12 protein-coding genes are annotated in these 12,451 nt (G+C 44.2%); all 12 read left to right on the top strand.

Features of this window, described 5'->3' with window-relative positions:
• Positions 1-2: 2 nt before the first annotated feature.
• Positions 3-935: an ABC transporter permease gene (locus ABC357_RS12800; RefSeq protein ID WP_412887878.1), complete on the top strand. Its 933-nt coding sequence runs from the start codon at positions 3-5 to the stop codon at positions 933-935.
• The gene (locus ABC357_RS12795; RefSeq protein WP_412887877.1) at positions 936-1,895 is read left to right on the top strand and encodes an ABC transporter permease; all 960 of its coding nucleotides are present in this window, start codon (positions 936-938) and stop codon (positions 1,893-1,895) included.
• A 2-nt stretch (positions 1,896-1,897) separates the two neighbouring features.
• Positions 1,898-2,887, top strand: coding sequence for an ABC transporter ATP-binding protein (locus ABC357_RS12790; RefSeq protein ID WP_412887876.1), 990 nt, complete (start codon positions 1,898-1,900; stop codon positions 2,885-2,887).
• Between the two features lie 38 nt (positions 2,888-2,925).
• Positions 2,926-4,539 carry a peptide ABC transporter substrate-binding protein gene (locus tag ABC357_RS12785; RefSeq protein ID WP_412887875.1) on the top strand — a complete coding sequence of 538 codons (1,614 nt, stop codon included), beginning with the start codon at positions 2,926-2,928 and terminating at the stop codon, positions 4,537-4,539.
• A 76-nt stretch (positions 4,540-4,615) separates the two neighbouring features.
• Positions 4,616-5,560: a S66 peptidase family protein gene (locus tag ABC357_RS12780; RefSeq protein WP_412888659.1), complete on the top strand. Its 945-nt coding sequence runs from the start codon at positions 4,616-4,618 to the stop codon at positions 5,558-5,560.
• 30 nt (positions 5,561-5,590) lie between these two features.
• A complete protein-coding gene (locus tag ABC357_RS12775) occupies positions 5,591-6,691 on the top strand; it encodes a mandelate racemase/muconate lactonizing enzyme family protein (RefSeq protein ID WP_412887874.1) in 1,101 nt (366 codons plus the stop codon).
• Entirely contained in the window at positions 6,684-7,604 is a 921-nt protein-coding gene (locus ABC357_RS12770; protein ID WP_412887873.1) for a C40 family peptidase, read from the top strand. The genes ABC357_RS12775 and ABC357_RS12770 overlap by 8 nt, the downstream gene beginning before the upstream one ends.
• Positions 7,601-8,614, top strand: a complete 1,014-nt coding sequence (locus ABC357_RS12765; RefSeq protein ID WP_412887872.1) for an ABC transporter ATP-binding protein — start codon at positions 7,601-7,603, stop codon at positions 8,612-8,614. Before ABC357_RS12770 ends, ABC357_RS12765 begins: the two co-directional genes overlap by 4 nt.
• Positions 8,611-9,393 carry a serine hydrolase gene (locus tag ABC357_RS12760; RefSeq protein ID WP_412887871.1) on the top strand — a complete coding sequence of 261 codons (783 nt, stop codon included), beginning with the start codon at positions 8,611-8,613 and terminating at the stop codon, positions 9,391-9,393. Before ABC357_RS12765 ends, ABC357_RS12760 begins: the two co-directional genes overlap by 4 nt.
• A gap of 123 nt (positions 9,394-9,516) precedes the next feature.
• On the top strand, positions 9,517-9,825 hold the full coding sequence (locus ABC357_RS12755; RefSeq protein WP_412887870.1) for a phasin family protein: 309 nt from the start codon (positions 9,517-9,519) through the stop codon (positions 9,823-9,825).
• A gap of 1 nt (position 9,826) precedes the next feature.
• Positions 9,827-11,440 (top strand): ABC1 kinase family protein, encoded by a 1,614-nt coding sequence (locus tag ABC357_RS12750; RefSeq protein ID WP_412887869.1) that lies wholly within the window; start codon positions 9,827-9,829, stop codon positions 11,438-11,440.
• Positions 11,441-11,658: 218 nt separating this feature from the next.
• The gene (locus ABC357_RS12745) at positions 11,659-12,438 is read left to right on the top strand and encodes a transporter substrate-binding domain-containing protein (RefSeq protein ID WP_412887868.1); all 780 of its coding nucleotides are present in this window, start codon (positions 11,659-11,661) and stop codon (positions 12,436-12,438) included.
• The last annotated feature ends 13 nt before the right edge of the window (positions 12,439-12,451 follow it).

Here is a 12,451-nt window from a genome sequence, read left to right as displayed (position 1 = left end):
ATATGTCAAATTATGTCGTAAAACGATTTATTGCCATGATCCTGACATTATGGGTAATCATGACATTGACCTTCATATTAATGCACAGCATCCCTGGATCGCCCTTCAACAATGAAAAAACAACAAGTGAAACCGTAAGAAAAAATATGGAAGCTTTCTATCATCTGGATGAACCCTTGCCAGTCCAGTATCTATTCTATTTAAAATCCTTGGTGACATTGGATTTTGGTCCATCCATTTCGAAATCTTCCCAGGATGTCAATGATATGCTGGGCGCTGGATTTCCAGTCTCGTTTGAATTAGGAGCATTGACATTGCTTGTTGCAACCGTATCGGGAATTGCATTGGGGTGTGTGGCTGCCTTAAGGCACAACGGCGTCATTGATTACCTGGCAATGGGCTGCGCAGTACTGGGCATTTCTGTCCCCAATTTTGTATTGGCCACACTTTTAATACAAGTGCTGGCAGTGCATTGGCCGATTTTTCCACCAGCCACGTGGACAAGCCCGATGCATATGGTCCTTCCGACAATTGCTTTAGCGACAGGGCCTATGGCTATCATTGCCCGCCTTACCAGGTCGAGCATGCTGGAAGTATTGACGCAGGACTATATCAGAACGGCCAAGGCAAAGGGATTGTCACCGGTCAAAATTGTATTCAAGCATGCGTTGAAGAATGCTTTGCTGCCTGTCATTACTGTACTGGGTTCATTAGCGGCCGGTATTCTGACAGGAACGTTTGTTATAGAGAAAATTTTTGCTATACCGGGAATGGGCCGTTATTTTGTGGAAAGCATCAATACGAGAGATTACCCCGTCATCATGGCTACAACTGTGTTTTATGGGGGATTGCTCATTGTTATGCTGTTCCTGGTTGACTTGGCTTACGGATTAGTGGATCCGCGGATTAAGCTGCATAAGAAGGAGGGACAATAAATGATCATCGGACAAAAAGAGAGTATCAAACCTAATCCTGACATACCTGATGAGTGGTTTACTCCTTCTGCAAACCTCAAAAATAGCGCAGAATCCATAGTGCGCCCAAGCCTATCGTTCTGGCAGGATGCCTGGCTCAGGCTGAAAACAAATAAATTGGCGATGGCCGGGTTGTTTTTTCTGATTGTTCTGATTGTCATGGCGGTTATTGGCCCTTTTATTTCCCCTCATAGCGGAAGTGTTGGGAGCCAGCAATTAACAAAACAGAATTTGCCTCCATCGGCTGAATATTGGTTCGGCACGGACGATTTAGGAAGAGATGTATTTACCCGGACATGGTACGGGGCCCGTATTTCTCTGTTTGTCGGTTTTATGGCCGCTTTGATCGATTTTTTCATCGGAGTGGTCTGGGGCGGCATATCAGGCTATAAGGGAGGAAAGACGGATGCTGTCATGATGAGGATTGTTGAAGTGCTTTATGGCCTTCCTTATTTGTTGGTTGTCATCCTTTTGATGGTTGTGATGGGCCCAGGGATGGGGACCATTATCCTTGCACTGTCTGTGACAGGGTGGGTCGGCATGGCGAGGATGGTGCGCGGCCAGGTGCTGCAGATTAAGAATTATGAATTTGTACTCGCTTCCAAAACGTTTGGAACCAGCACTAAGAGAATTATAAGGAAGAATCTGCTGCCGAATGCAATGGGATTGATAATTGTGCAGATGACATTGACCGTTCCATCCGCCATTTTTGCTGAAGCCTTCCTGAGCTTTCTTGGTTTAGGCATTCAGTCGCCGATGGCTAGCTGGGGTTCGATGGCGAATGATGCGCTCTCGGTTATCCTATCCGGATATTGGTGGAGGCTGTTTTTTCCAGCACTTTTTATATCACTTACGATGTTCAGCTTCAATGTGCTAGGAGACGGGCTTCAGGATTCCTTAGATCCTAAGCTTAGGAGGTAACTATGGCAAAAATATTAGAGGTTAAAAATCTTCACGTTTCTTTTAAGACATATGGCGGAAGAATCAGGGCTGTTCGCGGTGTAACGTTCGATTTACATAAAGGCGAAACACTGGCAATCGTCGGTGAATCCGGCTCCGGCAAAAGTGTAACATCCCAAAGTATAATGGGGCTTCTTCCCGAAAATTCCAGTTCGATTGATCAAGGAAGCATCTTGTTCAATCAACTCGATCTGACGGATATAGATGACCGTTCTATGCGGAAAATCCGTGGGGCTGATATCGCCATGATTTTTCAGGACCCTATGACAGCTTTGAATCCAACTCTTTCTATCGGAAGCCAAATGGTAGAAGGAATCATATCGCATCAAAAGATCCCCAAGCAGCAAGCGAAGGAAAAAGCGTTGGAAATGATGCGGCTCGTCGGGATTCCCAATGCTGAAATGAGGATGAAGCAATATCCCCATGAATTTAGCGGCGGTATGAGGCAGCGTATAGTAATAGCTATGGCCCTTGTATGTGAACCGAAGATATTGATTGCGGATGAGCCGACTACAGCCCTTGATGTGACTATTCAGGCACAAATATTGGAGTTGTTCAAGAAAATCCAGGAAAGGACCGGAGTAAGCATCATTTTAATTACCCATGACCTTGGAGTGGTTGCTTCAGTTGCCGACCGCGTCGCAGTTATGTATGCAGGGAAAATCATCGAAGAAGGAACAAAACGGGATATTTTCTATCGTCCGCAGCATCCATACACGAAAGGACTTCTCCAGTCCGTTCCGAGGGTAGACAAAAGCGGAGAGGAACTGACTCCAATACCGGGTTCTCCTCCGGATTTATTTTCGCCGCCGGAGGGATGTGCTTTTGCACCGAGATGTCCGCATACAATGGTTGTATGCGAGAAAGTGTATCCGTCCAGAGTTTCATTAGATGGCCAGCATCATGCCGACTGCTGGCTGCTGGACCAGAGAGCAAAAGTCATTCAGCAATGAAAGCTAACATAAATATCTTGTATTAAGGGGGTTTTTATATGAGGAAGGTTCTGTCCATTTTGTCCATGTGTGTTCTTGTCTTTATGATGGCTGCCTGTACAGCCAATGAAAGTGCCGGCAAACCAAAAGACGGGGGGAAAGAGAAAAAAATACTGTATCTGAATAATGGCGATTCACCAAAATCGTTTGATCCGCCAATTGGGTTCGATTCCGTCTCATGGAATCCATTGAATAACTTAATGGAAGGGATGGTCCGTCTAGATAAGAATAATGAGCCAAAGCCTGCCATGGCAGAAAAGTGGGATGTGTCCGATGATGGAAAGGTGTATACCTTCCATATTAGGGATAAGGCGAAATGGTCGAATGGCGATTCGGTCACAGCAGGTGACTTCGAGTATGCATGGAAGCGATTGCTTGACCCAAAGACTGGTTCCGAAGCTTCCTTTTTGGGGAACTTTATCAAAGGGGGAGAAGCATTCAATAGCGGAAAAGGCAAAGTGGAGGATGTAGGCGTAAAAGCGGTAGGTGAAAAAACGCTGGAGGTGACTTTGGAGGCGCCGCAGGCTTATTTCATCAATGTGATTACGAATCCGGCCTTTTTCCCGATCAATCAAAAGGCAGCCGAAAAAAATCCTAAATGGTTCAACTCCGCCGATACGTTTGTGTCGAATGGCCCGTTCATGCTGAGTGAATGGAAGCAAGGCACTTCCTTCAATATGAAGCGCAATGACCAGTACTGGGATGCCAAAAATGTGAAGTTGGATGAAGTGCATTGGGCAATTGTCAGTGATCCGACTACTGAGTACCAAATGTTTCAAAGAGGTGAGCTGGACAGCAGTTCTGTGCCGTCCGATTTGAGTGAAAAACTGTATAAAGAAAATAAAGTCGATGTTGTCGATCAGGGCGGTACGTATTTTTATCGCTTTAATGTCAATAAAGCTCCATTTCAGAATGTGAATATCAGAAAAGCATTTGCTATGGCTATAGATCAACAGCAAATTGTTGATTTCGTCACAAAAAACAAAGAAAAGCCGGCGTATGGATTCGTTTCATACGGGTTGAAGGATGATAAAGGAAATGACTTCAGGGAAACGAATGGGGATTTGCTGAAGACAGATGTAAATGAAGCGAAGAAGTTGTTGGAAAAAGGGATGAAAGAAGAAGGGTACAATAAGCTGCCGGAGGTCACTTTGACATACAGCACAAGCCCCAATCACCAAAAAATCGCCGAGACAGTTCAACAAATGCTGAAGCAGAATATTGGCGTCGATGTGAAACTGGCGAATATGGAATGGAATGTGTTCAGTGAGAAGCAATCCAATCTTGAGTTCCAGTTCAGCAGAAGCTCCTTCTTGCCGGATTATGCAGATCCGATCAATTTTCTGGAGAGTTTCCAGACGGGGCACAGCATGAACAGAACAGGCTGGAGCAATGCAAAATATGATGCCTTGATCAAGTCGGCAAAAGCGGAAGCGGATGAAAGTAAGCGATTTGCCGATATGTACGAAGCAGAAAAAATCTTGATGGAAGAATTGCCGATCATCCCGATCCATTTTTATAATCAGCCGCATATTGTAAATGAAAAGGTCACTGGAATTGTGTATCATCCAGTCGGTTATATGGATTTGAAATGGGCCGATAAGAAAGAGTAGAAATATAGCATCCATCATGATGGATCTAGCAAGGGATGTTCAGTCTACTGGAACATCCCTTGCTCTCTATTTCTACATGAAAGGGGAAATCCAAATGTATAAAAAACCTAAGAAGCTGGCTGCTGGAGATACGGTGGGCATTATCGCCCCAGCGAGCCCTCCGGATCAGATGAATCTTCTGTCAGGGATAGAATATCTAAAGCAGTTGGGATTAAAAGTGAAGCTTGGAAAGCATGTGTTTGAAGAAAAAGGCTATTTGGCCGGCAATGACCGGGACAGGGCCGAAGATGTAAACGCGATGTTCCAAGATCCGGAGGTCCAGGCAATTGTTTCTGCGTGCGGAGGTTATGGGACTGGAAGAATTGCCAGTCTTTTGGATTATGAGTTGATAGGGGAAAATCCTAAAATATTTTGGGGCTACAGCGATCTGACATTTCTGCACACGAGTATTCGCCAAAAAAGCGGATTAATTACCTTCCATGGGCCGATGGTTGCATCGGATATGGGGAAGGACAAATGGAGTGAACAATCATCCGCCTATTTCAAGCAACTATTCCATTCGGAAGCGATTGTTTATGATGAAAGCATTTCATCAATCGAAGCGGCATATCCGGGCTATGCGAAAGGGGAATTAGTCGGCGGAAATCTTTGTTTGTTAGTGAGTACACTAGGAACGGATTACGAAATTGATACGAAAGGGAAGCTATTATTCTTTGAAGATATTAATGAAGAGCCGCGGAATATTGACCGAATGCTGAACCAGTTATGGATGGCAGGAAAACTGGAGGATGTGCAGGGGATCGTACTGGGGGATTTTCAAAATTGTGAGCCGGGGGATCGGGCGAAAACACGATCACTTGACGAAGTATTGGATGAATATATTCAAAGGATCGGCAAGCCGGCGCTCAAAGGGTTGAAAATGGGGCATTGTTCTCCCCATATAGGCATGCCTCTTGGCACAATCGCTGAAATGGATACTTCCGAACGCAAATTGGTAATAGAATCAGGTATTTCCGATTAACATAGTCTAAGTTCAAAAGGGGGATGGCTCATGATTATAGAACAAATAGAGATAAGCCGGCTATCAGTGCCGTTGGTTAAACCATTCAAAACAGCATTGCGTACAGTACTGCAAGCGGAGAGCATAGTGGTGAAAATACAGTGTGACAATGGCATTACAGGTTGGGGTGAGGCTCCTCCGACGCATGTCATAACTGGCGATAGCTTGCCAGGGATAGCCGGAGCAATCGAGCAAGTCTTAAAGCCAGTCCTTCTCGGGCAAAATGCCCTCCATTTTGAAAAGATATTTCATTTGATTGAACGTTCTTTAGTAGGCAACCCATCAGCTAAAGCAGCTGTCGATATGGCTCTTTACGATTGTTTGGCGCAATCTGCCAATCTTCCTCTCTATCAGTATCTGGGAGGATACCGGAATACACTAGAAACAGATTTCACTGTCAGCGTTAATTCACCAGCTGAAATGGGGAAGGATGCCGAGAGTTACTGCCTGAAAGGGTTTAATGTCCTGAAAGTAAAGGTTGGTAAAGATGAGCCTTTGTTAGATGTGGAAAGAATCAAGACGATCCGCCAGTCAGTGGGAAAAGACGTTAACATTCGTCTGGATGCAAACCAAGGATGGTCAGTCAAGGCTGCAATCCAAACCATCAGAAAGTTGGAGGATTCAGGCCTTGGAATCGAATTAATAGAACAGCCGGTCCATAGAGAGGATATACAAGGCTTGAGGATGGTGACTAATGCCGTAGAAACGCCCATTATGGCTGATGAGAGTGTTTTCAGCCTTCAAGATGCTTTTGAAGTTTTGAAAACGAGAAGCGCTGATTTGATCAATATCAAATTAATGAAATGCGGCGGCATTCAAAATGCCCTTCAAATCAATAAAATGGCAGAGTTATGCGGAGTGGAATGCATGATTGGCAGCATGATCGAAACGAAGCTTGGTTTGACGGCTGCAGCCCATCTTGCAGCCAGCCAAAAAAATATTACCCGTTTTGACCTGGATGCCGCCTTGATGCTCAAATCTGATCCATTGGATGGCGGAATCAGTTATGATGGCCGGCACATCTCCTTTGCAGACCGGCCAGGCATGGGCATCTTAACTATCAATGGATTGAAAGGAGTTTCCTATGAATAAGGAAAGAAGAATGGTGAATGTACCTGTAGCGACTGTCTGGACAAATGCCGAAAGCTCCCGGGATGTTGACCGAGAGGCTATTTCATCTTCTGCCGATGTGGAGAAATGGATCGGCAGCCTTGATTATGGCCAGTTGCTTGATTTATGTGAGGGCAATCGTGTCCAAACCCAGGTTTTATTCAATGAGGAGGTCATTCTCCTTGAGGAAAAGGATGAATGGTGTTCAGTACTAATTCCAAGCCAGCCGTCTTCCAAAAATCCGGATGGCTATCCAGGCTGGATTCCCTCATGCCAGCTGTCTGCGTTAATGGAGAATGTAGCTGGACTGCCTGTAGCGATGGTCCGGAACCAAAGGGCTAAAGTAGTATTTGGCGACGAGAGTGAATGGACTGTCAGCTATGGCACGTGCTTTAGGGTTGCCGGCACCAAAAATGAAAAGATACTTGTCCATACTCCGAAAGGCCTTGCGCAGATATTAAAGAAGGATGCGTCACTTTTCCCGGCATTCCATGAGATGGTCCCAGGAAAAGGAGGAGATATATTATCCTCTGCTGAAGTTTTCGTCGGTTTGCCTTACTTATGGGGAGGGATGAGTGCATTTGGGTACGATTGTTCAGGCTTCACCTATAATATGTGCAGAGCCAACGGCTATATTATTCCTCGAGATGCGCATGACCAAGCTGTTAAAGGAGACAGCATCCCTTTAGAAGAAATGGAGCCAGGCGATCTTTTGTTTTTTGCCTATGAAGAAGGAAAAGGGGAAATTCATCATGTAGCCTTTTATTATGGAAATGAACACATTATCCATGCCCCAAAGACAGGAAAAAACGTAGAAATCATTCCATTAAAAGGGATGGAGTATGAAAAAGAGCTGTGTGCGGTGAGAAGATACACAAGGGAGGCTGCAAAATGACAAAAGAAGTCCTGTTGAAAATCAATTCTCTCAAAAAATACTTTTCATTGAATAAAGGCCTTCAATTGAAAGCGGTTGATGGAGTAAGCCTTCACATCTACAAAGGTGAAACCTTTGGCATTGTCGGGGAATCGGGCTGTGGAAAATCGACATTAGGCAGGACAGTCATCGGCCTGTATGAACCCTCAGAGGGAGAAGTGATATATGACGGCAAAAACCTGAAACGGATGAACGCTAAAGAGAAATTTTCCTTTCATCGAAAAATGCAGATGATTTTCCAAGATCCATATGCTTCATTAAATCCGCGCTCTACCGTTGCTGAGCTGATTGCGGAACCGATGGAGGTCCATGGGCTTTATCGCAACAAGAAGGAAAAAATGCAGGTGATCGGGCAATTATTGGAGGATGTCGGACTTAGCAAGGATCATGCCAATCGGTATCCGCACGAGTTCAGCGGCGGCCAGAGGCAGCGGATCGGAATAGCCAGGTCGCTGGCGCTTAATCCAGAGTTTATTATTGCAGATGAGCCTATTTCTGCTTTGGATGTCTCTGTGCAGGCACAGGTGATGAATTTATTGAAAAAAGTCCAGATGGAAAAAGGCTTGACGTTTTTGTTCATTGCGCATGATTTGTCCATGGTAAAGCAAATCAGCGATCGAATCGGTGTCATGTACCTAGGCCACATGGTTGAAGTGGCCGGGAGCTCTTCGCTTTATGAAAAACCTTATCACCCCTACACACAGGCCCTGTTATCGGCGATTCCGATTCCTGATCCGGACTTAGAGGAACAAAGGGAAAGGATCATTCTGAAGGGCGAGCTGCCCAGTCCGGTAGATCCGCCGAGCGGCTGCACATTCAGAACTAGATGCAGATTCGCAATGGAGTGTTGTTCTATACATAAACCGAAATGGAAGGAAGTGGAAACTGACCATTTCGTCGCCTGCCATTTATACGATGAAAGTGTTGTTGATGCTGATACAAAAAATAAAATGATGGCGGTGATCCAATGAATCTAACCGACCTCTATGGGCAAGTGATGGATGCAGCAGAGGGCTTGGAAGGAACGTTTTCTTTTTCCATCCATGAAGGAGGAAATTCTGTAGGCTATCAGGCCCAGCTTCCAATGAAAGCAGCCAGCACTATAAAAGTCCCGATTCTGATTGAAGCATTCCATCTTCATGAGCAGGGACTGGTGGACTTATCAGATTCCTTGCAAATACATGACTCTGATAAAGTACCGGGGGCAGGTGTCCTGCAATCCATGCAGCAAAGGACCATTTCATTGGTGGATGCCCTCTCCTTGATGATTGTTGTGTCTGATAATTGTGCTACCAATTTGGTCATTGACCACTTAGGCTTGGAGAGGTGCCAGAACGATTTCAAGAAGTGGGGACTGAGACAAATATCTTTAGAAAGAAAAATGATGGATTATGCCAGCCGGGAAGCTGGAAAGGAAAATTGGATCAGCTCAGAGGATTTAATCCAATCGTTGAAGCTAATCAACGAATCCTCTTTTTTGAATGGTCAAAACCAAAAATGGATGATAAATATACTGGAAAACCAACAATTCAGGGATAAACTACCGTATTTCATCCATGATGATGAAATAATGGTTGCCAATAAAACAGGGGAGATTGAAGGTGTAGAAAATGATTGCGCCATTTTTACCTACATGAACCGAACCTTATATTGCGCAGTGCTAACCGGAGGATTAAGGCGGGAAGATGACGGACAGAGGATAATTCGACATATTGGCGACAAAATCGCAAACTATCTATATTCAATATGAGCAATAGACTACAATAAGAGAGTAATAGTTTCATTAATGGGACTTTTCAGCAAACCGCATGGGAGATCATAAAATCATGGCCAGCAAAAAAGCCAGTTTTGAATTCTGAAGGAGGAATAACTGATGGGCTTAAATGATGAAATGAAAAAAGTAATGCTAGCAGGAATAGGAGCAGTTGCGACAACTTATGAAAAATCACAGGCAATTGTGGACACTTTGATAAAAAAAGGTGAAATTACTGTGGAACAGGGCAAAGTGTTGAATGAAGAATTAAAGCGCAATGTGAAAGACAGCAATAAAGCGAATGAGCAGCAAAATGATGCACAGCCTGAAGGTACTGCAGATCAATCTTCAATACTGAATCAGCTTGACCAGATGAGTGAAGAGGAGCTCGATGCATTGCGAAGCAAATTAGCTGAAATGGAGAAATAATATGAGCAAGGACAAGCAGCTGACTAAGAAAAAAAAGGAAGAAACCACATCATTACGGCTTAGAGAAATAGTAAATGTCCTGAAGCGTCATGAAATCATCCATGGAATGACGCCTGAAAAGCTGCGTCTGATCCTTGAAGACTTGGGTCCTACATATATAAAAATTGGCCAGATCATGAGCATGCGTTCCGATGTTCTTTCCCAACGCTATTGTGATGAGCTGGCAAAACTCAGGGGAGAAGTAAAACCAATCCCATTTAAGACTGTTATCGAATTGATTGAACAAGAATACGGTTTGCCTGCTGAAGAGGTTTTTCCTGAAATTGAGGAAAAGCCTCTTGGTTCTGCATCGATGGCCCAGGTCCATAGGGTGATGTTACGCGATGGGCGAAAGGCGGTTGTAAAGGTGCAGCGGCCAGGGATAAAAGAAACCATGTCCCGGGACATTACGTTGATCCGCAAAGCCGCAAAGCTGTTGAAATTGATAGAAAGCCCGATAGATGTCATTGATTTCAATAGCGTATTGGAAGAAATGTGGGTTGTTTCCCAGCAGGAAATGGATTTTGTGCTCGAGGCGAACAATTGCAGGGAACTATCTGTATTGAATGAAGGCATTACTTACATTGCTTTCCCAGAAATGGAATTCCAGCTGTCAACGTCGAAACTGCTTGTGATGGAATATGTGAATGGGACCGAAATCAATAAAACGAAGAAACTTGAAGAACTGGGCTATGATTTACATGAAGTCTGCATTAAGCTTGCGGCCAATTACGTGAAGCAAGTTCTGGAAGATGGCGTATTCCATGCTGACCCGCACCCGGGGAATATATGGGTAAGGGAAGGCAAAATCGTGTGGCTGGATCTTGGCATGGTCGGCAGGCTGAACCGTAAAGACCAGCAATTATTGAAGACGGCCGTCAAAGCAATAGTCGACCACGATGTATTTGAATTGAAGAATGTTGTATTATCCTTTGGAACCAGTTCTAGGACCGTTAACCATAGCCGATTATATGCGGATATCGAGGATATGCTGAACAAATACAGCGATTTGGACTTGGGCGAATTGAACCTTGGGGAATTGGTGCGTGAAATGCTGGACCTTTGCCATTCCCACCGCATTAAAGCGCCATCGGGAATCACCATGCTCGCCAGAGGTATTCTGACAATTGAAGGTGTATTGCGTGAATGCTGCCCGGATGTCAACTTCATGGAGATAGCGATTAATCATTTGACCGCTACTGCGCTCAAAGACTTCGATCTGAAACAGGAATTGAAAAATAACGGTAAATCTTTGTTGGTGACAGCCAAAAAGGCCAGTGAAATCCCAGCGCAATTGTCAGATGTTCTTAAGCTGATGCTGAAAGGGCAAGCTAAATTCAACCTGGATGTTACTGGAGCGGAAGAACCAACCCGCCAGCTGGACCATATGGTCGATAAAATGATCATATGTATTATATCAGCAGCACTTTTAATCGGATCCAGTCTTATATCCACCACTAATATGAAACCCCAAGTATTGGATATTCCCTTGTTCGGCATAGTTGGATTTTTGGTTTCATGCATATTAAGCAGCTTTTTACTGATAGGCGTCATCAAAAAAAGATGGAAAAAGTAGAAAAAGATTCCCTTTGGTTAGCCATGATCTATAGTGATCGTGGCTTTTTTGTTGTTTTATTTTATAAAAATAACTTTAAAGATTCAGTGAAACGCTTATTCATGCATCTTAGAATAATAGTTATTATGTTGGAAAATTAATTAAGGAGGTTTGAATGTTGTAAATAAGGTTATTTAATAATAACCAAGTTTGGAATAAACAGTAAAGGGGGAAGTGGAATGAAAAAAGCTTGGTCTGCGGCTGTAGCGGTTGCTCTCTGTTTGGCCCTTACGGCCTGCGCGGAGAAGGACCGTACTGAAAGCGGGGCAAAACTAATACATAATCGCGAATTTGTCTATGCGGCTTCCGGAGAGTTCAAACCATTCAGCTATGTGAAGGACAATATGGAGGTTACCGGATTCGATGTTGAAGTTGGTAAGGCGGTGGCTAAGGAACTTGGATTGAAGCCTGTCCCGAAGAGAATTAAATTCAAGGGGATTATTGAAGGTGTGAAATCAGGACGCGCGGATGCTGCCGTGGCAAGCCATACTATTAACAAGCAACGAAGCAAACATATGCTGTTTTCAGATCCTTATTATTATTCAGGGCCGCAAATTTTTACCCGGCCTGATAGTGGAATAAAGACGGTAGATGACCTTAAAGGAAAGGAAGTGGCTGTGGCAAAAGGATCAACATACGCTGATACGGCCTCCAAGTATACAGATACGATCAAAATGTACGATAGTGATATAACAGCTCTCAATGCTTTGAGTATCGGCCGCCATGATGCTGTCATTACCGATTTTGTGACAGGAAAGACAGCCATAAAAGAAGGGTTTAAAATCAAAGCGCAGCAATTGATTGACCGAAGTGAGCAGGCAATTGTTGTACCGAAGGATAATCCCCAGTTAATAAAGGATATAAATAATGCCCTAGAGAAGCTGCACGAGGATGGAACGTTAGCAGCTATCAGCAAAACGTATTTCGGGGAGGACATTACAGAAAAACCGGAAAAATAGATATCGGGAAAGG

Source organism: Bacillus kalamii (genome assembly GCF_047238185.1).
Lineage (GTDB): Bacteria > Bacillota > Bacilli > Bacillales > DSM-1321 > Bacillus_AD.
Note: the sequence above shows the minus strand (reverse complement) of the source record. Positions and strands in the feature narration are given on the sequence as shown.